This is a genomic window from Hephaestia sp. MAHUQ-44, assembly GCF_023806085.1.
Classification (GTDB): Bacteria; Pseudomonadota; Alphaproteobacteria; order Sphingomonadales; family Sphingomonadaceae; genus Sphingomonas.
In genome coordinates this window covers 87,331-110,065 of the sequence record NZ_JAMSLX010000001.1, presented here as the reverse complement: position 1 = coordinate 110,065, position 22,735 = coordinate 87,331, and the positions used below count along the sequence as shown (strand labels likewise).

Here is a 22,735-nt window from a genome sequence, read left to right as displayed (position 1 = left end):
TTCCGTTCTCCGGTCCGCCGCTCAGCCTGCCCGATTCGGACAGCGCGTCATTTCTTTTCGCGGCGCTTTGATATCAGCGCTTTCAGATCGGTGAATTTGCCGATCAGCGATGTACCCCTGGTCTTGGCCTTGTCGTCGTCGCCATCATCGCCGGCGTCGCTTGTGGCCATCAGGCGATCGGCGAGGTTGACTAGCGGCGCGATCGTCTTGCTGCCCTTGCCGGCCTCGGCCATCGGCTTGCCCAGTTTCGCCGATTGCGCGGCGGTCTTCTGGTCGAAGGGGACGACGTAATCGACCGCGCGTTCAATCGAGCCTTCGAAATCCTTGCGGCTGATCTCGAGCACGCTGGCGAGCGGTACGCGATTGGCAACCACGATGATCTGCACATGCGCGGCGTTCGATTTGAACCATGACAGGATGCGGATCGTGTCGCGCGCCGCCGCCAGCGTCAGTTCGGTGACGACCACCGCGACCTGAATCTCGCTGATGAGGTGCGGATGCTGGACGAGCATGCCGCGCGGCAGATCGACGATCGTGCATTCGAACGCCGTGCGCATCTCCTCCTGAAGCTGATAGAAAGCGGAGCCGTCGGTGATGACCGGCGAATTCATCGGGGCTTCTGCCGAGAGCACGGCGAGCTTTTCGCTCGCCCTGACCATCGCACGTTCGATGAACAGCCCGTCGATCCGGCTGGGATTTTCGATCGCGTCGGTCAGCCCGCGGCCCGGTTCGAGATCGAGCGCGAGCGCGCCGGTGCCGAAATGGACATCGAGATCGAGCAGGGCGGTGGCGCGCTTGCCGCGCTCGCTGAGCAGCCAGGCGAGCGAGGTTGCGAGCGTCGAGGCGCCCACGCCGCCGCGCGCGCCGATCACCGCGGTTGCGCAATGCGGCCGTTCGACCGAGGCCTCGACGGCCTTGGGGGCGTTGAGCATCGTCTGGGCGTGCGCAAAGGCTTCGCGCAGCATATCCGGGCTGAGCGGCTTGAGCAGGTAATCCTGAATCCCGCTGGCGACGAGATCGCGATAGAGCCGGACGTCGTTGACCTGCCCGGCCGCGATCACGATCGTCCCCGGCTCGCACACTTCGGCGAGCGCGTTGATGTCGTTGAGCGGATCGCCCGATTCGGAAAGATCGACGAACAGCACCTGCGGGCTTGCCGATACCGACAGCGATTGCACCGCGTTGCGCAGGCCGCCCTTGTTGACCTTGTCGACCGACCAGCCGACCTCGGCGGCGATCGGGCGGATCGCCTCAGCGGTGGTTTCGTCGCAGACGAAGGCAACGAACGGCTCGCGATTGCCGGCGCGCGCGGGATTCCAGGGAGCGTTCATCATTTGCCTCCGGTGGTTTCGGATTGCAGCCCGTTGGCGCCGGTCGGCTTGGCGGTGCGGAAGGTCTGGATCGCCTTGGTGGCGGTGGCCGGATCGACCGACGGCGCGCCCGGCTGGCCGCGCACCAGATCCTGCGGCCGCGCGACCATCGCGGCGAGGTTGCTGTTGACCGCGCAGCCGAAATTGGAGCTGAGGCTGCCGCTGAATTCGTGGTTGCCGAGGCGGCTGAAATCGGGGCAGCCGGGCACCGCCGCGGTCATGCGGGTAACGACGACGCGCATCGTATCCGGGGTCAGCGGTTGCAGCGACACCGCCGGCACATCGGCGACCAGCAGGCCGTAGCGCGCGACCTGCTGTGCGATCTCGTCGCGCGCCGGGGTCGCATAGGGCGAGGGGTCGTCGATCCCGACACTGTCGCCATAGCCGACGTTGAGCGAGGCGAGCCAACCGTCGAGCCGCCGGGCTTCACCCGTCGCCAGATGGCCGTTCGCGATGCTCAGATCGAAGGCGTAATCAGCGCGGGTGACGACGGGCTGGTGCACCGATTCGAGGCCGCGGTTGACCGTGCCCCCGCAACCCGCGAGCAGCAGCGCCGGCAGGGCCAGCGCGAGAGTGAGGGAACGCTTCGACATCATCGTCTCCACAGGCGCGATCAATTGAGGCTGAAGCCGGGCGCGGCTTCGGTTTTGGTCGATCCGGCGGCCAGCACGGCCTTGCGGTCGGCGGGCGCGGACGGAGGCGGCGTGCCCGGCGAAACCGGCGCGACCGCACCGATCGAGGGCGCGCCACCGGGGGCGGCGACGGTCGGTTTGGGGCGTTCCGCCCCGCTCTTGCCGCCACCGACATTGCCAAGCAGGATATGCTCGAGATCGGTCGGTTCCTGATAGCCGTCGGTGGGCAGCACGACCTGGTTGGCGTTGATCGGCTTCACCAGATACGGCGTGATTACGATCACCAGTTCGGTTTCGTTGCGCTTCCAGCCGTTCGAGCGGAACAGCGCGCCGAGCACCGGCACGTCGCCGAGCCCCGGGGCCTTTTCGATCGTGTTCGCGCGGCTGTTGCTGAGCAGGCCGGCGATGACGAAGCTCTGGCCCGAGCCAAGTTCGACCGTCGTTTCGGTACGCCGTGTCGTCAGCCCCGGCACCGACGTGCCGCCGACCTGAACCGCGTTGGCATAATCGAGTTCTGACACTTCGGGGCGGACACGCAGCGAGATGCGCCCGTCCGACAACACCGTCGGCGTGTAGGCAAGGCTGACGCCATATTGCTTGTATTCGACCGAGGTCGTGCCCAGCCCCTGGCTGAGCGGGATCGGGATTTCGCCGCCCGCGAGGAAGGTCGCGGTCTCGCCCGACAACGCCGTCAAATTGGGATTGGCGAGCGTCGTCACCTGGCCGCTGGTCTCACCCAGATCGAGCGACGACAGCACGTCGAGCCCGAGCAGCTTGCCCGCGAAGCCGAGCATCGTCTGCTGCGAGCCGCGCGAGAAATCGTAAGCGGTGCCGGGATTGGCCGGATTGATGATCTTGCCGGTCGCCAGGTCGTAGGGAACCTGCGTCGTCCCGCCACCCGGAAGCGGATAGGGGATGGTCGGATATTTGGAGACGTCGATCGCACCGATCGTGCCCGGCGAGCGGCCCGAACCGATCCCGAAGCTGAACCCGCCGGTGGTGTCGCGCGTCAACAGATTGGCGTTGAAATTCTTGATGAAGCTCTTGCTGACCTCGGCGATGCGGACCTGCAAATTGACCTGAAGCGGGGTCGCGGTGCGCAACCGGCTCAGCACCTGGGTCTTGTCGCCGACAAAGGCCTGGACGAGGCGTTCGGCCTCGGCCGCATCGTCGGGCGCGGCGACCGTTCCGGTCAACAGCATCAGCCCGTTCATCGGCGTCGCGGTGACGCGCGCATCGGGCATCGCCAGCAGCAGCATCTGCTGGACCGAATCGATGTTGTTGCCAACCTGGATGGTCGAGGAATAGACGACCTTGCCCGCCTTGGTGGTGGCATAGACCGTGGTTTCCCCCGGCGCCTTGCCGAAGACGTAGAGCTGCGTCGGCGAGCGGACCTGGACGTCGGCGATGCCCGGATCGGCGACGAACAGGTCGCTCATCGGTGCAGGCAGCGTCACCAGCCGGCCGCGGCCGGTGTTGATCTGGACGATCGCGCTCGGGCTGGCCGACACGGTCTGCGCGGCGGATGGTGCCGGGGCGGTGCCGAGCATCCCCGCGGCGAGCGCCACGGCGAGCGGCCAGCCGATCGGCTTGGACGTGATCCGCATCTCAGTTCTTCCCCCCAACCGGAACCTCGGTGACCGCGGTTCCGCGTGCAACCCGGACGACCGGGCCGGTAATGATCGCCTTGCCGACGGGAATGCCGGTGGCACCGTCGCCGAGCGCCGGCGGCGCCTGTTCCGTCTTGCCGGGCACCGAACTGCGCTGGAAGCGCGACACATCGGCGCCGGTCGAATAAGTGGAGCCGCCGGCGACCGGCTGGCTCGCGATTCGGAGCAGCATCGCCTTTTCGGCCTTCGGATCGCCATCGGGCACGTTGACGTCGCCCGAGGCGATCGCCTCTTCGAGCTGGGTCTGGTTGTCGGCGATCGAGCGCAGCGACAGCGAGAGCTCGCCGACGGTCTGCGCGACCGCGACCTGCTCGGCGATCTTGGGCGTGGCTTCGACGGTGACGGTCGAGAAGGTCTTGACCACGGTCTTGCCTTCTTCGTCGGTGGTATTGTCGGTGCGCTGGTCGGTCGCGAGCACGCGCAGGTTGCGCATCACCGTTTCCGAGACCTTGAGCGGCGGGCCGTCGCCGCCACCGGCAACGTCCTGTGTCAGCACCAGATCGACCCGGTCGCCTGGAAACACGAAGCCCGCGACCGCCGTCTTGGCGGAGACCGGGAAGGTGACCGCGCGCATGCCGGGGCCAAGCGCCGCAGCGAGGAAGCCGCGATCGCCGGGCTTGACCAGCGCGCCCTGCGTCACCGGCTGCCCGGCGGTGATCGCGTTGCGCACGACGGTGCCTTGCAGCGCGGTCAGATCGGTCGACGCCTTGAGATAATAAGCGTTGTCGACCAGTTCCTTCGGCCAGGGCTGAAACTTGATCGCGCTGGCGTCGAGAATCGTGCCGACCGGCAGCGCGCGCGTTGCCACGAGCACTTCGGGGCCGTCGATCTTCGCGGCTTCGACCGCGGCGGACGCGTTCGGGGCCGCGGCGCCGGAAATCAGGCTCCGCGCCATGAAAGCGGTGATCGCCGCAACGACCAGCGCGCCGACCAACAAAAAGACTTTCCTACCATCCATGACGCATCAGGCCTTTCGGACGAGAACCGGTTGAGCCGGCATTAAGCATGCAACTGGTTAAAAAGCGGTTCGCGAAGTGCGAGCAGCGCGGCGACCGCGATCGCGACGCCGTACGGAATTTCGAGCGGGGTCGTCGCGCGGCGCCAGCGATGCTCGATCGCCAGCGCCAGCGTGATCACGCCGCCCGCCAGCGACATCACCACCAGCAGCCACACCAATTGTTGAAGCGGGAACCACAAGGCGAGTGCGCCGATCAGCTTGACGTCGCCGCCGCCCATCCAGCCCGCCGCGAAGATCAGCACGAACACCGCGAACACCGCCGCTGCGAGCCCGAACTGGATCGCCATGTCGGGCCATGGAGCGAGTCCGCTCGAAATCCACCAGAGCGGTGCGATAAGCGCGATCGCCGCATTCTTCCAATTGGCGATCTCGCGCGTGCGCACGTCCTCGATCCCCGCCGAGACGAGGAGCAACGCGAGGCTGCCGAGCAGCGCCAATGACAAATTCCCCCAAATCATTGCATAAGCCTCTAGACGGGATGGCTTGCTAAAAAGTAACCACAGGGAAATGCTCGCTTCAGCGGATTTCAGGCGCCACCTTCCCGATGGCGCGATTGTCGATCACTGGACGGCGGCCGATGGCTGGCCGCTGCGCCGGTTCGACTGGCCCGCCGACTCGGAAACGCCGCGCGGCACCTTGTTCTTTCAGGGCGGGCGCGGCGATATTTTCGAGAAGTATCTCGAACTGTTCGCCCATTGGCACCAGCAGGGCTGGTCGATCATCTCGCTCGACTGGCGCGGGCAGGGCGGATCGGGGCGGCTCTCGCCCGATCCGCGCGTCGGTCATATTCGGCGCTTTGCCACCTTTATCGACGATTATCGCGCCTTCTGGGCGAGCCAGGCTCCCGAGGTGCCGGGGCCGCGCGTGTTGATGGGGCATTCGATGGGCGGGCATCTGGTGCTGCGCGCGATGGTCGAGGCGGCGGTGCGCCCCGACGCCGCAGTGCTGATCGCGCCGATGCTGGGCCTGGAGAGCCCGCTTGGCGCGCGTGGGGGCAGATGGTTCGCCCGGGCGATGGTGTGGCTCGGCAATCCGGCGCGCGCGGCATGGAAAACCAACGAGCGCCCGATCTCGCCCTCGCCGCGACAGGTGCTCCTGACGCATGATGTCGATCGCTATGCCGACGAACTGTGGTGGCGGGACCAGAAACCCGAACTCGCGGGCGGCCCGCCGAGCTGGCAATGGCTCGCCGAGGCCTTCGCCTCGACCGCCGCGGTGCGTGCCGACCCCCGGCTGGCGACGCTCGACGTGCCGACGTTGATGCTCGTTGCCGATGCCGACAAGCTGGTCGACCCCGTCGCGGCGCGTGCCGTCGCGGCACGCCTGCCCGATTGCACCCTCGTCGGTTTCGGCGGCGAGTCCGCGCATGAGATTTTGCGTGAGGTCGATCCGATCCGCGATCGCGCGATCGGCGCGATCGATACCTTCCTGGATGAGCGAGTGCCCGCCTGATGCGCTATGATATTGTGATCGTGGGGGCCGGCATCGCTGGTGCGAGCCTCGCGGCTGAGGTAGCGCCGCATGCGTCGGTGCTGTTGCTCGAAGCCGAGGAGGCTCCCGGCTATCACGCCACTGGCCGCTCGGCGGCCTTCTGGTCCGAGACCTACGGCGGGGCGTCTATCCAGCCGCTGACCACGGCCTCGGGCCCGGCGCTTCGCGAGGGCGGATTCCTGGACCCGCTCGGCGCGCTCGCCGTGGGGCGGGCCGAGGATGCTGCGGCGATCGACGCCTTTTTGGCCGAGTTCGAGGGCACCGGCATCGTGATCGAGCGGCGCGACCCGCACGAGGTCGTGCCCGGCCTTCGGCCCGGCTGGGATCTGGGTGTGTACGAACCCAATTGCACCTATATCGATGTCGCCGGGCTGCATGCAGCGTTTCTTGCGACCGCGCGCCGCCACGGCGCGGTGCTGGCGACGCAGGCGGCGCTCGAATCGGCGGCGCACGATGGGCATTGGCGGATCGAGACGCGCGGCGGGCGTTACGAGGCCGATATCCTGGTCGATGCGGCGGGTGCGTGGGCGGATGATGTGGCGATCCGCGCCGGCGTCGCGCCGATCGGGTTCCACCCCTATCGCCGGACGATGCTCCAGATTGCGACCGATCCCGCGCCGCCACCGGCGCTGCCGCATATCTGGGGGATCGACGGCTCGTTCTATTTCAAACCCGAGGCAGGGGGGCGGCTGTGGCTGAGCCCGCATGACGAGATCGAGAGCGATCCGTGCGACGCGCAGCCCGAGGAACTCGATGTCGCGATCGCGATCGACCGGTTCGAGCACGTCGTCGACTGGCGCGTGAATACGCTCGAGCGCAAATGGGCGGGGCTGCGCACCTTCGCCCCCGATCGGCGGCCGGTCTATGGCTTCGCGCCGCAGCAGCCGGCGTTCTTCTGGTGTGCGGGGCAGGGCGGGTTCGGGATCCAGACCGCACCTGCCGCAGCCCGGCTCGCGGGCGCATTGCTGCTGGGGCGGGTGCCCGATGTGCCGGGGGTCGATCCCGGTCTCTATGCACCCGGCCGCTTCGTTGCTAGCCTTCGTTGATCGACAACCGCGGGAGACACCCAATGGCGCACAAGTTCGAAATCTATCGTGACAAGGCTGGCGAGTATCGCGTCCGTTTCAAATACAATAGCGAGACCATGTTCTCGACCGAAGGCTATTCGAGCAAGAGTTCGGCCCAGAACGCGATCGATTCGTTCAAGAAGAACGGCCCCGGCGCGCCTGTCGAAGACAATAGCTGACCGTCACCGCCGCCCGGCCGCGATCGCCGCGTCGCTGGCGAGCGTATCGGCGCGTTCGTTGTCGGGGTGGCCGGCATGGCCCTTGACCCATATCCATTCGATCCGATGGCGCTCGGTCGCAGCAACCAGCGCTTGCCATAGATCGGCATTCTTGACCGGCTTTCTGGCGGCGGTTTTCCAGCCGTTGCGGCGCCAGCCGTGGATCCATTTGGTGAGGCCGTCCATCACGTAGCGGCTGTCGGTCGAGAGGATGACGTGGCACGGGCGCTTGAGCGCATTGAGCGCCTCGATCACCGCGGTCAGCTCCATCCGGTTGTTGGTGGTATCGGCGACGCCACCCGACAGATCCTTTTCGCGCGTGCCCGAACGGATCACCGCGCCCCAGCCGCCGGGGCCGGGATTGCCCTTGCACGCACCGTCGGTGGCGATCTCGACCCTGGTGAGTTCGGTCACGCAAACGCCCCGCGATGCGCGGCGTACCAATCGAGCCGCCGGACATAGGCGCGCGGATCCTTGCGCGTGACGAGCGCGTCGGCGGGGGTGTTGAGCCAATCCCACGCACGGGTCAGCGCGAAGCGGATGCACGCGCCGCGCGCGAGCACCGGCAGCGCCGCGCGCTCGGCCTCGGTCAGCGGCAGCACGCTTTCATAGCCGTCGACCAGTGCCCGGCCGACCGCGGGATCGGCGGGGGCGCCATCGGGATCGAACGCCCAGGCGGAATGCATCACCGCGAGATCGTAGGCGCGGATATCGGTGCACGCGAAATAGAAGTCGATCAGCCCGGAGACGCTGTCGCCGCGCATCAGGACGTTGTCGGGAAACAGATCGGCGTGGATCGCCGAGCGCGCGAGCCCTTCCGGCCATTTCCCGAGAACATCGGTCAATGCCGTATCGAGGGTGGTTTTCAGCCCCGGCGCAATGCCATCGAGATCGTCGCCGCAGCGTGCGAGCAAGCGCGGCCATTCGTCGGGGCCGAGCGTGTTGGGGCGCTCCAGCGTGAAATCGGCGAGCGCGCGGTGCAGATCGGCCATCGCCGCGCCGGCGGCGCGCGCCTGCGCGGGGGTGGGGTGCGTCACCGAGACGCCGGGCAGGAATTTGATCAGACACGCCGGGCGCCCCTCGAGTTCCTGGATTTCACGGCCCGTTCGATCGGGGATCGCCGGGGGCACCGGGTTGCCGCGGTCGGCGAGATGATCGAGCAACGCCATGAAGAACGGCAGATCGGCGGCGGCGACGCGCTTTTCGTAGAGCGTCAGGATGAAGCGATCCTGCGTCGTATCGACCAGATAATTGCTGTTCTCGACGCCCTCGGCGATGCCCTTGACCGAGACCAGGTCACCGACGTCGTAGCGCGTCAGAAAGGCCGCCAGCACCTCGGCGGAAACATGCGTATAGACTGCCAAATTCTGCCCCCTGCCGATCGAAATTGCGGTGCCGAAGGTTCCGAACGTTCCGGGAAAACGACAACAGCGGCCGTCCCTATCGCCGGGCGGTGCGCCGGGCCAGCCTCTTCATACCAGCGACGCCGTTTGTAGGACAGCGTTTGTGCGATACGGCCCGTTTGTTCCCGGAATCGAGCCGGGGTTGTCGCAGCGTCGCCCTTGTCGCGGCGTCGCAAGAAAGAACGGCCCTTCGTCAAGCTCAGGGCGAACGGCCTGCCGGGCTGGAGTCGGTGCCGCTATCCACGCTAGTGGATCACATTCTACGCGATCTCCAGCCCGCGCGGGAGCTTGAAGGACACTTGCTCGCGGATGGTTTCGACCTCGCGTTCGACGACCTGATAATGTTCGGCGAGCGAATCGACGAGTTCGCGCACGAGCAGTTCGGGGGCCGACGCGCCCGCCGTGACGCCGAGCGTGCGCACGCCCTTGAGCCAGCCGAAATCGAGATCGGCGGCGCGCTGGAGCAGGATCGCGGGGCGGCCCTGCCGCTCGGCGACCTCGACCAGCCGCAGCGAATTGGATGAATTGGGCGCACCGAGCACGATCACTGCGTCGCACGAGGCCGCGATCGCCTTGGCGGCGGCCTGCCGGTTCGAGGTGGCGTAGCAGATGTCCTCGCCGCGCGGTGGCTCGATCGTGGGGAAGCGGCGCTCGAGCGTCGCGACGATCTCGGCGGTATCGTCGACCGACAGCGTCGTTTGCGTGAGGAACGCGAGATTGCCGGGATCGGCGGGCGCGATCGCCTCGGCGTCGGCGACCGTCTCGACCAGCGTCATCGACCCCGGCGGCACCTGGCCCAGCGTTCCGATCACTTCAGGATGGCCGCGATGGCCGATGAAGATGATGTGCCGCCCGGCGGCGACGTGCCGTTCGGCCTGACGATGGACCTTGGAGACCAGCGGGCAGGTGGCGTCGAGATAGTCGAGCCCGCGCGCCTCGGCGTCGGCGGGCACCGATTTGGGCACGCCGTGCGCCGAAAACACCACCGGGGCGCCATCGGGCACCTCGTCGAGTTCCTCGACGAACACCGCGCCCTTGGCCTTGAGTTGATCGACCACGAATTTGTTGTGGACGATTTCATGGCGGACATAGACAGGCGCGCCGTGCTTCTGGATCGCGAGTTCGACGATCCTGATCGCGCGATCGACGCCCGCGCAGAAACCGCGCGGGGCGGCGATCATCAGTTCGAGAACGGGTTTGGTGGCATCGCTCATGACGCGCCAGCCTCTACGCGATTGCTTGCGTGCGCGAAAGCCGCTTCCTATGAAGCATCCCACCGGGTTGGCCCCAAGCGAACGGCCGCCCTTCGTCTGTCGAGAAGGTCCGCGTACCCGTGAAACTGAGCCAGATCGCCCCGATCGCCTTGATTCTGCTCGCCACCGGCTGTGCCCGGTCAGGCGACATCACCGCGGGCGGCATCACCGCTGTCCGCACCGCGTGCCCTGCGGTCGGCGTGCCGGCCGGCACCGGCGACATCACCTTGTTCAACCCCGCAAGCTCGGTCGACGCCAGCGCGCTCGACGTATCGGCGGTGATGACCAACGTGCGTTCGACCTGCGGCGACGCGGCCGAGGCGGCGGAGGTCGTGACCACGATCACCTTCGACGTGTTCGCGCAGCGACGCGATACCGCGGCCGCGCGCGACGTGACGCTGCCCTATTTCATCACGGTGGTGAACGGCGGCACGGCGGTCGTCGCCAAGCGGCTCGGCCATGTTTCGCTCCATTTCGAGGCGGGGGCGGCGCGCGCGCAGACGCGCGGCCAGGCCACCGCGATCGTCAACCGCGCGGCGGCGACGCTGCCCAAGGACATTCGCGACGAGATCACCCGCAAGCGCAAGCCCGGCGACGTCGATGCCGCGATCGACCCGCTGTCGCAGCCCAACGTCCGCGACGCGGTGCTGCGCGCGAGCTTCGAGGCGCTGGTCGGATTTCAGCTTACCGAGGATCAGCTCAAATATAATCTGACGCGCTGATACGGCATGGCCGATCCGCGCTGGGTGGCTGCACGGATCGCTTATGAGCGGGAGGTGCGGGCGCTGGCCGGTGAGGCGCGTCGTCGTAAGACCGATGGCGAATCGCTCGAAGTGATCGCACGCGATCTCGTCACGCGGCGCAACGCGCTCAAGCAGCGCTTCAGGGCCGGCGATGACCCCGCCATCGTCGCGCTGATGGAGCAGCGTAATCGGTTGAAATACGGTGATCCGATCGGGCCGGACGCTGATTGGTTGTTCCGCAAATACGGCAGTTGGGAAGCGGTGATCGCTGCGGCGTGCCGCCCGGCGCGAATCGCGTCGTCTTGAGCGTTTTGCGCCGGCGCACTACATTGATGGGCAGGAGATCGCGATGAAGTTGATCGAACTCGATGCCGGCAACGTCAGTCTGGAATATCGCCCCGAAGATGCGGCGGTCGTCAGGCGTCGCCTTGGCGAAGCGGGGCGATTGCGGGTGACCAAGGCTGCGACCCATGATGTCATCTCGGTCGCGGGGATGCGGTTCATCGCCATGAACGATTGGGATGAGCCCTGCCTCATCTCGCAATCGACCGCGGGTGCCGCCTTGTTGCGATCGATCGTTGCGCCGCGCGAAAAGCGGCAGGCTGTCGTTTCGGGATAAGCACCCCCCAAACGACGGATTGACTCGGCTTTTGCACTTCGCCAGAGCTTGCGGCGTCGATGGCGGTTTGACCGGCATGGGCACGCGCGGGAGAGCGATCTGGTCGGCAGGTCTGGCCGGGTCCGCCGAAGGAGCAACCGCCCCGGAATCTCTCAGGCACCAGAGACCGCGCGTGGCTTTGACACTCTGGAAAGCGCCTTCGGACCTGGTCCGGGGCCACCGAAGGGGTAAGCCGTTTCAGGTAAACGGTGAAAGCTCTCAGGTTCCGTGACAGAGGGGGCGGCGTAGCGGAACCGGGACACCGGCCGATGCGTCGTCTTTTCAGATAACGGAGGCCGTGCGTGCGCGACGAAACCGACCTCGACCCTATCGAGCCGCAGCTGTTGCCGCTCGACGCCTGGCACCGTGCGCAGGGCGCGCGGATGGTGCCGTTCGCGGGCTATATGATGCCCGTTCAATATGAAGGCATCATGGCCGAGCATCTGTGGGTGCGTGAAGCGGCCGGGCTGTTCGACGTCAGCCATATGGGCCAGCTGTTCCTGTCGGGCGAGGGGCTCGACGACGCGCTCGAGGCGCTGCTCCCGACGGACGTGAAGGGCGTGAAGCCCTTTACCCAGAAATATTCGCTGCTGCTGGCGGAGAATGGCGGGATTCTCGACGATCTGATGATCACGCGCTGGGAAGACGGCATCTACATGGTCGTCAACGGCGCGGTGAAATATGACGATATCGCGCATTTGCGGTACGAATTGCCCGACGAGATCACGCTCAACCAGATGGACGAGCATGCGCTGTTCGCGCTGCAGGGCCCCAAGGCGGCCGCGGTGCTCGCACGGCTGGTGCCGGGCGTCGAGGCGCTGGTGTTCATGCACGGCGGCCGGTTCGCATGGAATGGCGTGCCGCTGTGGCTCAGCCGTTCGGGCTATACCGGCGAGGACGGGTTCGAGATCTCGCTTCCCGCCGCGCACGCGCAGGCCTTCGCCGAGGCGCTGGTCGCCGAACCCGAGGTCAAGCCGATCGGGCTGGGCGCGCGCGATTCGCTGCGACTCGAGGCGGGGATGCCGCTCTACGGGCACGATCTCGACGAAGAGACGACGCCGATCATGGCCGATCTCGGCTTTGCGGTCGCCAGCAAGCGGCGGCGCGCGGAAGCCAATTTCCCCGGCGCCGCGCGCATCCTGATCGAGCGCGAGCAGGGCGCGATCGTCAAGCGCGTCGGGTTGGTGGTCGATGGCCGCCAGCCGGTGCGCGAGGGCGCCGCGGTGCTCGATAGCGACGGCTCGACGGTCGGCAAGGTCACCTCGGGCGGGTTCGCGCCGACGCTCGGGGTGCCGATCGCGATGGCCTATGTGCCGCTCGCGATGGCCGCGCCCGGCACCCGCATCCAGCTTACCCAGCGCGGCAAGGTCCATGAAGCGACCGTCGCGACGACACCGTTCGTTCCCCACCGCTACGTCCGAGGAGCAGCGCAATGAGCCGATATTTCACCGAAGATCACGAATGGGTCGATGTCGATGGCGACACCGGCACCGTCGGGATCACCGATTATGCCCAGGGCCAGTTGGGCGACATCGTGTTCGTCGACGTGCCCGACGAGGGCAGGACCTTCGCCAAGGGCGACGACGCCGCGGTGGTCGAATCGGTCAAGGCCGCGTCGGACATCTATGCGCCCGTCTCGGGCAGCGTGATCGAGGGCAATGCCGCGCTCGGCGATACGCCGGGGCTCGTCAACGAGGATGCCGAGGGCGAGGGCTGGATGTTCAGGCTGACGCTGAGCGATCCGGACGAACTCAAGGCGTTGATGGACGAGAGCGCCTATGAGGCGTTCGTCGCGAAATTGTGATCAGATTCTCCCCTCCCTTTCAAGGGAGGGGCCGGGGGTGGGTGGCGAGCGCATGCGAGCCTCCGACGCCTGCCTCCACAGCACCGCCGGGGCATCGAGCCCCGACGCTGCTCACCCACCCCTAGCCCCTCCCTTGAAAGGGAGGGGGAGACGAGATGATGCGCTACCTGCCCCTTACGCCTGACGACCGCCGGGCGATGCTTGCCACGATCGGCGCGGAATCGATCGATGACCTGTTCGTGGATGTGCCCGCTTCGGCCCGGCTCGACGGGCCGATTCGCGATCTGCCGATGCACGCCTCCGAACTGGCGGTCGAGCGGCACATGGCGGCGCTTGCGCGCAAGAATGTGGTGGCGGGCGATGTGCCGTTCTTCCTCGGCGCGGGGGCGTATCGGCATCATGTGCCCGCCTCGGTCGATCATCTGATCCAGCGCGGCGAGTTTCTGACCGCGTACACGCCGTACCAGCCCGAGATCGCGCAGGGCACGTTGCAGATGCTGTTCGAGTTCCAGACGCAGGTCGCGCGGCTGCTCGGCACCGATGTCGCCAATGCGTCGATGTACGACGGCTCGACCGCGTGCTGGGAAGCGATCGGGATGGCGCGGCGGATCACGCGGCGCGGCAAGGCGATCCTGTCGTCGGGGCTGCACCCGCATTATGTGTCGGTTGCGCGGACGATGGCGCGGTTTACCGGCGACGTGTTGGAGACCGCCGCGCCGACCTTCGATGCCGCGCCCGATACCGCCGCGCTGATCGACCGGATCGACGACGAGACGTCGTGCGTCGTGGTGCAATATCCCGATATTCTGGGCCGGATCGGCGACCTTTCGGCGCTGGCTGCCGCGTGCCACGCGAAGAAGGCGCTGCTGATCGCGGTGGTCACCGAGCCGGTGGCGCTCGGCGCGCTCAAATCCCCCGGCGAGATGGATGCCGATATCGTCGTCGGCGAGGGGCAATCGATCGGCGTCGGGCTGCAATTCGGCGGGCCCTATGTCGGGCTGTTCGGGTGCAAGCAGCAATATGTTCGGCAGATGCCGGGGCGGCTGTGCGGCGAGACGGTCGACGCCGACGGCAAGCGCGGTTTCGTGCTGACGCTTTCGACGCGCGAGCAGCATATCCGGCGCGAAAAGGCGACCTCGAACATCTGCACCAACAGCGGATTGTGCGCGCTGGCCTTCTCGATCCACATGACCCTGCTGGGCGAGGCGGGGCTGCGCACGCTGGCGGCGGTGAACCATGCGGGCGCGGTGGCGGCGGCCGAACGGCTGGCCCAGGTGCCCGGCGTCGAGCTCGTCAACACAAGCTTCTTCAACGAATTCACGCTGAAATTGTCGAAGGAAGCGCGCCCCGTGGTGCGCGCGCTCGCCGATCGCGGGGTGCTGGCGGGGGTGTCGCTCGGGCGGCTCTATCCCGAGGTGGCGGCGCTCGCGAACGGGCTCGTCGTCGCGGTGACCGAAACCACCACGCGCGAGGATGTCGAAACCTTCGCCGTCGAGCTTGAGGAGGTGCTGGCATGAGCGTCAACCGGAGCGGCTGGCGCCCCGAAGCGCCGCAGGCGGGGGGCGTCGATGCCCCGACCTTCACCGGCAACCGCGCGCTGATGCTCGACGAACCGCTGATCTTCGAGATCGGCTCGACCGCGACGACGGGGGTCGATATTCCCGAGATCGCGACGGGGCCGAGCCGGCTGGCAGGGCTCGAGCGCAGCGCGCCGATCGGGCTGCCCGGCCTGTCCGAACCCGAGGCGGTGCGGCATTATACGCGGCTCAGCCGGCAGAATTACGCGATCGACCTCGGGCTGTTTCCGCTCGGCTCGTGCACGATGAAGCACAATCCGCGCCTGAACGAGAAGGTCGCGCGGCTGCCGGGCTTTGCCGACGTTCATCCGCTTGCGCCCGTCGATACCGTGCAGGGCGCGCTGGGGGTGATCGACGAACTCGCGCACTGGCTGGTGACGCTGACCGGGATGCACGCGGTCGCGATGAGCCCCAAGGCGGGCGCGCACGGCGAATTGTGCGGCATCCTCGCGATCCGATCGGCGCTGGAGGAGCGCGGCGAGGGCGGGCGCACCGTCATCCTCGTCCCCGAAAGCGCGCATGGGACCAATCCCGCGACCGCTGCTTTCGCGGGCTTCAGTGTCGAGGATATTCCCGCCACCGCCGAAGGGCGCGTCGATCTGACGGCGTTGAAGGCGCGGCTGGGCCCCGACGTGGCGGGGGTGATGATTACCAACCCCAATACCTGCGGGCTGTTCGAGCGCGAGATGAAGGCGATCTCGGACGCGGTCCACGCCGCCGGCGGCTATGTCTATTGCGACGGCGCCAATTTCAACGCGATCGTCGGGCGCGTGCGGCCGGGCGACCTCGGCGTGGATGCGATGCACATCAACCTCCACAAGACCTTCTCGACCCCGCATGGCGGCGGCGGGCCGGGATCGGGGCCGGTGGTGTTTTCCGAGGCGCTGGCGGCCTATGCGCCGCTGCCGTTCGTCGAGAAGACCGCGGAGGGCTTACGGATCGTCGAGGAAGAGACCGCGGGCGATCACCATGCGCGCTCGTTCGGGCGGATGGTCGCGTTCCACGGCCAGATGGGGATGTTCACCCGTGCGCTCGCCTATATCCTTAGCCATGGCGCCGACGGGTTGCGCCAGGTAGCCGAAGATGCGGTGCTCAATGCCAATTACATGCTCAGGAGCCTTGACGACGTGCTCGACGCGCCGTTCGGAGGCGCGGGGCCGTGCATGCACGAGGCGTTGTTCTCGGACGACGGCTTTGCGGAAGGCTTCACCACGCTCGACGTCGCCAAGGCGCTGATCGACGAGGGCTATCATCCGATGACGATGTATTTCCCGCTCGTCGTCCACGGCGCGATGCTGGTCGAACCGACCGAGACCGAGTCGAAGGCCGCGCTCGATCAGTTCATCGGCGCGCTGCGCAGCGTCGCCGCGCGTGCCAAGGCGGGCGACGCAAGCCTCAAGACCGCGCCGCATTTTGCGCCGCGCCGCCGGCTCGACGAAACGCTTGCCGCGCGCAAGCCGGTGCTGGTGTGGCACGACCCGGCGCTCGCCGAGGCCGCGGAATAGGCGATCGCGATCCGCCCCCTGCGCGGGCACGTCGCTTCCATCGGCGGCGAACAGGTTCTAGGTTGCCGGCGGAACCGATCAGGGGATCGTCGATGGACCGAGATGCCGCACCGTCGCACGCCGGAATGCTTCATGCCGGCAACGCCACGAGTGCGTCCGGCATGGGGCACGCATGATGACCGAGCGTCCCTGGCTCGCCGCCGATGCCGAGGCCGAGGGCCCGCGCCGCCATGCGCCCGCGACGCGGCGCAATCGCGAGGCGATCGCCGAGGTGCTGATGAACGCGCTGCCGGTCGCGGGGCTGGTGCTCGAAGTGGCGAGCGGCAGCGGCGAGCATTGCGCGCATTTCGCGCGCGAATTTCCGGGGCTTGTCTGGCAGCCGAGCGATCCCGATCCGCACGCGCGCGCCTCGATCGTGGCGTGGAGCGAGGGGCTGGCCAACGTGCGCGCGCCGCTCGATCTCGATGCGGTGGCGGACGACTGGCCGATCGCGCGTGCCGATGCCTGTGTGTGCATCAACATGGTCCATATCAGCCCCTGGGAGGCGACGCTGGGGTTGTTCGCGGGGGCGGCGCGGATCTTGCCGCGGGGCGCGCCGCTGGTGCTTTACGGGCCGTATCGGCGTGACGCGGTGCCGACCGCGCCGAGCAACGAGGCGTTCGATGCCGCGCTCAAGGCGCGCGATTCGCGTTGGGGGTTGCGTCGCGTCGAAGCGGTGCGCGCCGCGGCCGAGGATGCCGGTTTCGGCTTCGACCGGCTGGTCGAGATGCCTGCCAACAATGTGTCGCTGGTGTTCAGGCGGCGGTAGCGCGGCCGGCCCTGAATACGATCCGTTCGTGCTGAGCTTGTCGAAGCACCGTTCTACTCTTCGGGGTCGAAAGAAGAACGGCCCTTCGACAGGCTCAGGGCGAACGGTGTAGGTGTAACGCTCGCCGCTCCGGCCGGCCGGCGCCCCCAAGCATCTCAATCGCCGATCGCGCGATCGGTTTTGCGGGTATGACGGATGTGTTCGCGATAGACGATGTAGAGGCCGCTCGCGATAATCACGGGGGCGCCGATCCAGGTGCCTTCGGTCGGCAGCGTTCCGAAGATCAGCCAGCCGTAGGCGATGCCCCAGATGAGGCTCGAATAGTCCATCGGCACCACCGTCGAGACGGGCGCGAAGCGCACCGAGGCGGTGATCGCGAGCTGGCCGAGCCCGCCGACCAGCCCGACCGTGACCAGCACCGCCCAGGTGGCGGGATCGTGCGGCTGGAGGTTGAACAGATAGACGATGCCGAGCGGCGGCAGCGACAGGACCGAGAACCAGAACACCGTGGTCGCGGCGGGCTCGGTACGCCCGATCTGGCGCAGCAGGATCGCGATCACCGCGACCATCAGGGCCGCCAGCAGCCCGACCAGCGCGCCGGTGAGCGGAAACGCGCCGCTGCCCGGCTGTGCGACGATCAGCACCCCGGCAAAGCCAAGGATCACCGCGCCCCAGCGATGCCATCCGGTCGGTTCGCGCAGCACCAGCGCGCTCAGGATGGTCGCGAAGATCGGCACCGTGAATTGCAGCGTCATCGCCTCGGCGAGTGGCAGCAGCAGTACCGCGCCGAAGGTGCACACCATCCCCATCAGCCCCACGATCGTGCGGGTGAGATGCGCGCCGATCCGTTGGGTGCGGATGCTCGCCAGCCCCGGCCCGGCGGCGATCCACGCGACCACCAATGGCACCGCGCACGCCTGACGGAAGAACATCGTCTCGGGCAGGCTGGCGCCGCGTGCCTCGGCGAGTTTGACCAGCGCCTGCATCGACGCGAGCAGCCCTACCGAGAGCAGCCTGAGGCCCAGCCCGGCAAAGATGCGCTCTGGCGCGGCGGAGGTCATGGGGGTGGGTCTTAGAGGGTGATCGGCTTGCGTGGAAGCCACGCCGGCCCGCCAGGATTCGGCGCTGCTGAATCCGCTTCGGGTGTCGTGCGGCATGTGGATGGTGGACGCCACCGTCCGGGCAGTCTAGCAGATCGCGTCATTCTCAAAGGCCCGCCATGATCAAGCATGCCCTTTCCGTCACCCGTGAGCAGGATTTCGCCGCCTGGTATCAGGCCGTCATCACCGAGGCCGACATGGCCGAGGAATCGGGGGTGCGCGGCTGCATGGTCATTCGGCCATGGGGCTATGGCGTCTGGGAACGTATCCAGCGGCTGCTCGACGATCGCATCAAGGCGACGGGGCACGACAATTGCTATTTCCCGCTGTTCATCCCGCTCTCCTATTTCGAGAAGGAGGCCGAGCATGTCGAAGGATTTGCCAAGGAAATGGCGGTCGTCACGCATCACCGGCTGATCGGCGACGGCAAAGGCGGGCTGATCCCCGATCCGCAGGCGAAGCTGGAAGAGCCGCTGGTCGTGCGGCCGACCTCGGAGACGGTGATCGGCGCGGCCTTCTCGCGCTGGATCCAGTCGTGGCGCGATCTGCCGGTGCTGATCAACCAATGGGCGAACGTGGTGCGCTGGGAAATGCGCACGCGGATGTTCCTGCGCACCAGCGAATTCCTGTGGCAGGAAGGCCATACCGCGCACGCCACCGCCGATGAGGCGCGCGACGAAACGCTCAAGATGCTCGAAGTCTATCGCAGCTTCGCGGAGGATTGCCTCGCGGTGCCCGTGGTTGCGGGCGAGAAGCCCGAGCATGAGCGCTTTCCCGGCGCGGTCGAAACGTGGTCGATCGAGGCGATGATGCAGGACGGCAAGGCGCTCCAGGCGGGCACCTCGCATTTCCTCGGCACCAATTTCGCGGCCGCGCAGAACATCCGCTTCCAGAATGCCGAGGGGCAGTTCGAGCTGGCGCATACGACGAGCTGGGGCGTGTCGACGCGGATGATCGGCGCGGTCATCATGACGCATGGCGACGATGACGGCTTGCGCGTACCGCCGCGGATCGCGCCGTGGCAGGTGGTGATCGTGCCGATGCTGCGCGATAATCCCGAGGATGCGGCGATCGTCGATTATTGCCGCGCGCTTCAGGCCGAGCTGGCGCAGCAGAGCGTGCTCGGCGAGCCGATGCGCGTGCTGCTCGATCTGAAGCCGGCCAAGGCGGCGGTCAAGCGTTGGGGCTGGGTCAAGAAGGGCGCGCCGATCGTCGTCGAGGTCGGCGGGCGCGATGTGGCGGGCGGCAATGTCTCGGTGATCCGCCGCGATCGGCTGTACCGCGACGACGGCAAGCTCGATTCGGCGATCGTGGCGCGCGATGCTTTCGTCGGCGACGCGGCCGGGTTGCTCGAGGGCATCCAGCACGGGCTTCATGCCGAAGCGCGCGCGCGGATGGACGCCAACATCGATCGCAGCATCACCGATTTTGCCGGGGTGGAGGCGTTTTTCGCCAAAAGCGGCAAATATCCCGGCTGGGTCGAGGTGCAATGGGCCAGGCCGACCGGCGCGGCGCTCAAGCAGGTCGAGGAACGGCTCAAGGCGCTCAAGCTCACCGTGCGCAACGCGCCGCGCGATGCCGCCGAAGCGGACGGGACGTGCGTGTTCAGCGGGGCGCCGGCGGTGGAACGCATCCTGATCGGCCGGGCTTACTGATTGCGCGGGTGACGCGCGCCGCGCGAGGCCGTATCTCCCGTACGATGGCGAAACCAAAACCGAAGCCCGGCCTGCCGTCGCGACAGCAGATCCTCGATTTCATCACCAGCAGCGATACGCCCGCGGGCAAGCGCGAGATCGCGCGCGCCTTTGCGCTTCGCGGTGCGGACAAGATCGCGCTCAAGGCGCTGCTCAAGGACATGGCGGACGAAGGGCTGATCGATTCGGCCCCCGGTCGCGCTTTCCACAAGATGGGCGGCGTGCCCAGGGTGACCGTGCTGCGCGTCGCCGATGTCGATGACGGCGGCAATGTGTGGGCGGTGCCCGAGCATTGGCACGCCGATACGCCGCCGCCGCGGCTCAGGGTGCGCGAACGCGGCAAACGCAGCGCGCTGGGCGTCGGCGACCGCATTCTCGCGCGCACCGAAGAGGCGGGTACGGGGTGGATCGCGCATCCGATGAAAAGAATCGCACGCAGCGAGGAGATGATGCTCGGCGTGCTGCGGCAGGACGGCGAGCGCTTCTGGTTGCAGGGGATCGAGAAGAAGGAGCGGCGCGAATTTGCGGTGTCGGATACCGGCGGCGCCGAGGCGGGCGATCTGGTGCGTGCCGAACTGGGCGGGCGGGGGCCGCGGATCAGTGCCAAGGTGGTCGCCCGACTCGGTGATCCGTTCGAGGCGCGCAATTTCTCGCTGATCGCAATCGAGAAGCTCGGCATTCCCGATGTCTTCCCCCAGGCGGTGCTCGACGAGGCCGAGCGCGTGTCGGGATACCGGATCGCCGATGCGCCGCGCGAGGATTTGCGGCATCTGCCGATCGTCGCGATCGACCCCGCCGACGCGCGCGACCACGATGATGCCGTCTGGGCCGCGCCCGACGACGACCCCGACAATGAGGGTGGATGGCAGGCGATCGTCGCGATCGCCGATGTCAGCTTCTACGTCCGCCCCGGATCGGCGCTCGATACCGAGGCGCGCAAGCGCGGCAACAGCGTCTATTTCCCCGATCGCGTGGTGCCGATGCTCCCCGAAACGCTGTCGGCGGACATGTGTTCGCTGAAGCAGGGGGCGGATCGCGCGGCGCTGGTGTGCCAGTTGCAGGTCGCGAAAAACGGCACGCTCAAGAGCTGGCGGTTTGTGCGCGCGACGGTGCGGATCGCGGCCAATATCGCCTATGAGGAGGCGCAGGCGGCGATCGATGCCGGCAAAGGCAAGCATATCGAGGCGCTCAAGCCGCTGTGGGGGTGTTGGCGCGCGCTCTACACGGCGCGGACGAAGCGCGAGCCGCTCGATCTCGATCTGCCCGAGCGGCGGATCGAACTCGATGAAAAGGGCCGTATCCTCTCGGTGGCGCCGCGCGAGCGGCTCGATGCGCACAAATTGATCGAGGATTATATGATCGCCGCCAATGTCGCGGCGGCGAAGGCGCTGGAGGGGAAAAAGGCGCCGGTGATGTACCGCGTCCACGAACCGCCGAGCCGCGAGAAGCTGGTCGCGCTCAAGGACTATCTCAAGACCTTCGATCTCGAATTCGGGCTGGGGCAGGTGATCAAGCCCGCGACCTTCAACCGCGTCCTCGCGCGCGTCGGCGAGGCCGATTTCAAGCCGCAGGTGATGGAACAGGTGCTGCGCAGCCAGACGCAGGCCTATTATGCGCCGCTCAATCACGGCCATTTCGGGCTCGCGCTCGGCAGCTATGCGCATTTCACCTCGCCGATCCGGCGCTATGCCGATCTCATCGTCCATCGCGCGCTGGTGCAGGCGTTCGCGCTGGGGCCGGGCGCGCTCACCGATGACGAGGCCGCGCAGATGGAGCGCACCGCCGAAATCATCAGCCAGCTCGAACGCCGCGCGATGGAGGCCGAACGCGACACCACTGACCGCTATGTCGCGGCCTATCTCGCCGAACGCGTCGGCGAGGTGGTCGATGCGCGGATCACCGGGGTGCTCAATTTCGGCTTCTTCGCGACCGTCGAGGGGATCGGCGGCGACGGGCTGATGCCGGCGCGCGATCTGGGCCGCGAATATTTCCGTTATGACGAGGCGGCGCAACGGCTTGTCGGCGAGGAATCGGGCGAGACCTACGCCTCAGGGCAGCGACTGAAATTGCGGCTGGCCGATGCCAATCCGGTGTCGGGCGCGCTGCGTTTCGAGCTGGTGGACGGCGGCGGGGGCGCACGCGGAGGCAATGGCAAGCCCCGGCCGGGGCGCGTCTTCAAGCATCGCGGGCGGCCGGCCAACATCCGCCATCAGGGGCGGAAGAAATGACGCGGCGGTTCCGGCGGCCCCGTGGCCCCTCGCTCGCACACCGGTTGCGGATCGAGGCGCATGCGGTGTGGCTGGCGGCGCGCGACCGGCGCACGCCCTGGGCGGCGCGGATCGTCGGGCTGCTGATCGCGGCTTACGCGCTGTCGCCGATCGACCTGGTGCCCGATTTCATCCCCGTGCTCGGGCTGGTCGACGATGCCTTGCTGATCCCGGCGGGGGTGTGGCTGTTCGAGCGGCTGGTGAGCCCGACGCTGATGGCCGAGCATCGCGCCACCGCCGAGGCCGCCGCGCGGCGGCCGATCGCGTGGAGCGGGGTGGTGATCGTGCTGACCTTGTGGGGGCTCGCGGCGTGGCTCGTGTGGAGCGTGTTCAACTTCGCGTATGATTAGAGTGATTTCGAGCCAGATGGGATCATCTGGCGACTCGGAAATCGCGGCAAACAAAAGATCATTCAGGGGCGGGCGTCGTCACCCCGGACTTGTTCCGGGAGCCAATT

The 22,735-nt window shown here is 67.3% G+C and carries 23 protein-coding genes and 1 riboswitch; of the genes, 14 read left to right on the top strand and 9 right to left on the bottom strand.

The window, feature by feature from the left end:
- Window positions 1-47 precede the first annotated feature (47 nt).
- The 5 genes from NFE57_RS00470 to NFE57_RS00450 are packed head-to-tail and all read right to left on the bottom strand — an operon-like array spanning window position 48 to window position 5,148.
- Complete coding sequence (locus tag NFE57_RS00470) at window positions 48-1,331, bottom strand: CpaE/TadZ family protein (RefSeq protein WP_252133594.1); 1,284 nt, start codon at window positions 1,329-1,331, stop codon at window positions 48-50.
- Window positions 1,331-1,963, bottom strand: a complete 633-nt coding sequence (locus tag NFE57_RS00465) for a CpaD family pilus assembly protein (protein ID WP_252133593.1) — start codon at window positions 1,961-1,963, stop codon at window positions 1,331-1,333. The genes NFE57_RS00470 and NFE57_RS00465 overlap by 1 nt, the downstream gene beginning before the upstream one ends.
- A gap of 20 nt (window positions 1,964-1,983) precedes the next feature.
- Entirely contained in the window at window positions 1,984-3,609 is a 1,626-nt protein-coding gene (locus NFE57_RS00460) for a type II and III secretion system protein family protein (RefSeq protein ID WP_252133592.1), read from the bottom strand.
- A gap of 1 nt (window position 3,610) precedes the next feature.
- Complete coding sequence (gene cpaB, locus NFE57_RS00455; RefSeq protein WP_252133591.1) at window positions 3,611-4,630, bottom strand: Flp pilus assembly protein CpaB; 1,020 nt, start codon at window positions 4,628-4,630, stop codon at window positions 3,611-3,613.
- A gap of 41 nt (window positions 4,631-4,671) precedes the next feature.
- Window positions 4,672-5,148 carry an A24 family peptidase gene (locus NFE57_RS00450; RefSeq protein ID WP_252133590.1) on the bottom strand — a complete coding sequence of 159 codons (477 nt, stop codon included), beginning with the start codon at window positions 5,146-5,148 and terminating at the stop codon, window positions 4,672-4,674.
- A 49-nt stretch (window positions 5,149-5,197) separates the two neighbouring features.
- Between NFE57_RS00450 and NFE57_RS00445 the strand changes: the two genes are divergently transcribed.
- From NFE57_RS00445 to NFE57_RS00435, 3 genes are read left to right on the top strand one after another with little or no spacing between them, the layout of a single operon-like run.
- On the top strand, window positions 5,198-6,142 hold the full coding sequence (locus NFE57_RS00445) for an alpha/beta fold hydrolase (RefSeq protein WP_252133589.1): 945 nt from the start codon (window positions 5,198-5,200) through the stop codon (window positions 6,140-6,142).
- Window positions 6,142-7,227: an NAD(P)/FAD-dependent oxidoreductase gene (locus NFE57_RS00440; protein ID WP_252133588.1), complete on the top strand. Its 1,086-nt coding sequence runs from the start codon at window positions 6,142-6,144 to the stop codon at window positions 7,225-7,227. Before NFE57_RS00445 ends, NFE57_RS00440 begins: the two co-directional genes overlap by 1 nt.
- A gap of 23 nt (window positions 7,228-7,250) precedes the next feature.
- Window positions 7,251-7,427 (top strand): YegP family protein, encoded by a 177-nt coding sequence (locus NFE57_RS00435; RefSeq protein WP_252133587.1) that lies wholly within the window; start codon window positions 7,251-7,253, stop codon window positions 7,425-7,427.
- Between the two features lie 3 nt (window positions 7,428-7,430).
- Here NFE57_RS00435 and rnhA read toward each other — a convergent pair whose 3' ends face one another.
- From rnhA to ispH, 3 genes are all read right to left on the bottom strand, one after another.
- Window positions 7,431-7,880 carry a ribonuclease HI gene (gene rnhA, locus NFE57_RS00430; protein WP_252133586.1) on the bottom strand — a complete coding sequence of 150 codons (450 nt, stop codon included), beginning with the start codon at window positions 7,878-7,880 and terminating at the stop codon, window positions 7,431-7,433.
- Window positions 7,877-8,830, bottom strand: a complete 954-nt coding sequence (thrB, locus tag NFE57_RS00425; RefSeq protein ID WP_252133585.1) for a homoserine kinase — start codon at window positions 8,828-8,830, stop codon at window positions 7,877-7,879. The genes rnhA and thrB overlap by 4 nt, the downstream gene beginning before the upstream one ends.
- Before the next feature lie 299 nt (window positions 8,831-9,129).
- Window positions 9,130-10,083 carry a 4-hydroxy-3-methylbut-2-enyl diphosphate reductase gene (gene ispH / locus NFE57_RS00420; protein ID WP_252133584.1) on the bottom strand — a complete coding sequence of 318 codons (954 nt, stop codon included), beginning with the start codon at window positions 10,081-10,083 and terminating at the stop codon, window positions 9,130-9,132.
- A gap of 119 nt (window positions 10,084-10,202) precedes the next feature.
- Between ispH and NFE57_RS00415 the strand changes: the two genes are divergently transcribed.
- The 8 genes from NFE57_RS00415 to NFE57_RS00380 all read left to right on the top strand — a co-directional run bounded on the left by NFE57_RS00415 (window position 10,203) and on the right by NFE57_RS00380 (window position 17,217).
- Complete coding sequence (locus NFE57_RS00415) at window positions 10,203-10,844, top strand: hypothetical protein (RefSeq protein ID WP_252133583.1); 642 nt, start codon at window positions 10,203-10,205, stop codon at window positions 10,842-10,844.
- 6 nt (window positions 10,845-10,850) lie between these two features.
- Window positions 10,851-11,171 carry a hypothetical protein gene (locus NFE57_RS00410; RefSeq protein ID WP_252133582.1) on the top strand — a complete coding sequence of 107 codons (321 nt, stop codon included), beginning with the start codon at window positions 10,851-10,853 and terminating at the stop codon, window positions 11,169-11,171.
- 43 nt (window positions 11,172-11,214) lie between these two features.
- The gene (locus NFE57_RS00405) at window positions 11,215-11,484 is read left to right on the top strand and encodes a hypothetical protein (protein ID WP_252133581.1); all 270 of its coding nucleotides are present in this window, start codon (window positions 11,215-11,217) and stop codon (window positions 11,482-11,484) included.
- Between the two features lie 77 nt (window positions 11,485-11,561).
- Window positions 11,562-11,663: riboswitch (glycine riboswitch) on the top strand.
- Between the two features lie 162 nt (window positions 11,664-11,825).
- A complete protein-coding gene (gcvT, locus tag NFE57_RS00400; protein WP_252133580.1) occupies window positions 11,826-12,959 on the top strand; it encodes a glycine cleavage system aminomethyltransferase GcvT in 1,134 nt (377 codons plus the stop codon).
- A complete protein-coding gene (gene gcvH, locus NFE57_RS00395; RefSeq protein ID WP_252133579.1) occupies window positions 12,956-13,327 on the top strand; it encodes a glycine cleavage system protein GcvH in 372 nt (123 codons plus the stop codon). Before gcvT ends, gcvH begins: the two co-directional genes overlap by 4 nt.
- Before the next feature lie 158 nt (window positions 13,328-13,485).
- The gene (gene gcvPA / locus NFE57_RS00390) at window positions 13,486-14,844 is read left to right on the top strand and encodes an aminomethyl-transferring glycine dehydrogenase subunit GcvPA (RefSeq protein ID WP_252133892.1); all 1,359 of its coding nucleotides are present in this window, start codon (window positions 13,486-13,488) and stop codon (window positions 14,842-14,844) included.
- Entirely contained in the window at window positions 14,841-16,409 is a 1,569-nt protein-coding gene (gene gcvPB / locus NFE57_RS00385; RefSeq protein ID WP_252133578.1) for an aminomethyl-transferring glycine dehydrogenase subunit GcvPB, read from the top strand. Before gcvPA ends, gcvPB begins: the two co-directional genes overlap by 4 nt.
- Window positions 16,410-16,584: 175 nt before the next feature.
- Window positions 16,585-17,217 carry a DUF938 domain-containing protein gene (locus tag NFE57_RS00380; protein ID WP_252133577.1) on the top strand — a complete coding sequence of 211 codons (633 nt, stop codon included), beginning with the start codon at window positions 16,585-16,587 and terminating at the stop codon, window positions 17,215-17,217.
- A 155-nt stretch (window positions 17,218-17,372) separates the two neighbouring features.
- Here the strand turns inward: NFE57_RS00380 and NFE57_RS00375 are convergent, their stop codons facing one another.
- A complete protein-coding gene (locus NFE57_RS00375) occupies window positions 17,373-18,278 on the bottom strand; it encodes a DMT family transporter (RefSeq protein ID WP_252133576.1) in 906 nt (301 codons plus the stop codon).
- Window positions 18,279-18,436: 158 nt separating this feature from the next.
- Between NFE57_RS00375 and proS the strand changes: the two genes are divergently transcribed.
- Genes proS through NFE57_RS00360 form a run of 3 tightly spaced genes read left to right on the top strand, consistent with a single transcriptional unit; the run spans window position 18,437 to window position 22,628 of the window.
- A complete protein-coding gene (gene proS / locus NFE57_RS00370) occupies window positions 18,437-19,972 on the top strand; it encodes a proline--tRNA ligase (RefSeq protein ID WP_252133575.1) in 1,536 nt (511 codons plus the stop codon).
- Between the two features lie 44 nt (window positions 19,973-20,016).
- Window positions 20,017-22,239, top strand: coding sequence for a ribonuclease R family protein (locus tag NFE57_RS00365; RefSeq protein WP_252133574.1), 2,223 nt, complete (start codon window positions 20,017-20,019; stop codon window positions 22,237-22,239).
- Window positions 22,236-22,628, top strand: coding sequence for a YkvA family protein (locus NFE57_RS00360; protein WP_252133573.1), 393 nt, complete (start codon window positions 22,236-22,238; stop codon window positions 22,626-22,628). Before NFE57_RS00365 ends, NFE57_RS00360 begins: the two co-directional genes overlap by 4 nt.
- Window positions 22,629-22,735 lie beyond the last annotated feature (107 nt).

Bases quoted from the DNA above. Each gene is read 5' to 3' on its own strand.
- NFE57_RS00470 (WP_252133594.1), bottom strand. From the start codon at position 1,331: ATGAACGCTCCCTGGAATCCCGCGCGCGCCGGCAATCGCGAGCCGTTC.
- NFE57_RS00465 (WP_252133593.1), bottom strand. From the start codon at position 1,963: ATGTCGAAGCGTTCCCTCACTCTCGCGCTGGCCCTGCCGGCGCTGCTG.
- NFE57_RS00460 (WP_252133592.1), bottom strand. From the start codon at position 3,609: ATGCGGATCACGTCCAAGCCGATCGGCTGGCCGCTCGCCGTGGCGCTC.
- cpaB (WP_252133591.1), bottom strand. From the start codon at position 4,630: ATGGATGGTAGGAAAGTCTTTTTGTTGGTCGGCGCGCTGGTCGTTGCG.
- NFE57_RS00450 (WP_252133590.1), bottom strand. From the start codon at position 5,148: ATGATTTGGGGGAATTTGTCATTGGCGCTGCTCGGCAGCCTCGCGTTG.
- NFE57_RS00445 (WP_252133589.1), top strand. From the start codon at position 5,198: ATGCTCGCTTCAGCGGATTTCAGGCGCCACCTTCCCGATGGCGCGATT.
- NFE57_RS00440 (WP_252133588.1), top strand. From the start codon at position 6,142: ATGCGCTATGATATTGTGATCGTGGGGGCCGGCATCGCTGGTGCGAGC.
- NFE57_RS00435 (WP_252133587.1), top strand. From the start codon at position 7,251: ATGGCGCACAAGTTCGAAATCTATCGTGACAAGGCTGGCGAGTATCGC.
- ispH (WP_252133584.1), bottom strand. From the start codon at position 10,083: ATGAGCGATGCCACCAAACCCGTTCTCGAACTGATGATCGCCGCCCCG.
- NFE57_RS00410 (WP_252133582.1), top strand. From the start codon at position 10,851: ATGGCCGATCCGCGCTGGGTGGCTGCACGGATCGCTTATGAGCGGGAG.
- NFE57_RS00405 (WP_252133581.1), top strand. From the start codon at position 11,215: ATGAAGTTGATCGAACTCGATGCCGGCAACGTCAGTCTGGAATATCGC.
- gcvH (WP_252133579.1), top strand. From the start codon at position 12,956: ATGAGCCGATATTTCACCGAAGATCACGAATGGGTCGATGTCGATGGC.
- gcvPA (WP_252133892.1), top strand. From the start codon at position 13,486: ATGCGCTACCTGCCCCTTACGCCTGACGACCGCCGGGCGATGCTTGCC.
- gcvPB (WP_252133578.1), top strand. From the start codon at position 14,841: ATGAGCGTCAACCGGAGCGGCTGGCGCCCCGAAGCGCCGCAGGCGGGG.
- NFE57_RS00380 (WP_252133577.1), top strand. From the start codon at position 16,585: ATGACCGAGCGTCCCTGGCTCGCCGCCGATGCCGAGGCCGAGGGCCCG.
- NFE57_RS00375 (WP_252133576.1), bottom strand. From the start codon at position 18,278: ATGACCTCCGCCGCGCCAGAGCGCATCTTTGCCGGGCTGGGCCTCAGG.
- proS (WP_252133575.1), top strand. From the start codon at position 18,437: ATGATCAAGCATGCCCTTTCCGTCACCCGTGAGCAGGATTTCGCCGCC.
- NFE57_RS00365 (WP_252133574.1), top strand. From the start codon at position 20,017: ATGGCGAAACCAAAACCGAAGCCCGGCCTGCCGTCGCGACAGCAGATC.
- NFE57_RS00360 (WP_252133573.1), top strand. From the start codon at position 22,236: ATGACGCGGCGGTTCCGGCGGCCCCGTGGCCCCTCGCTCGCACACCGG.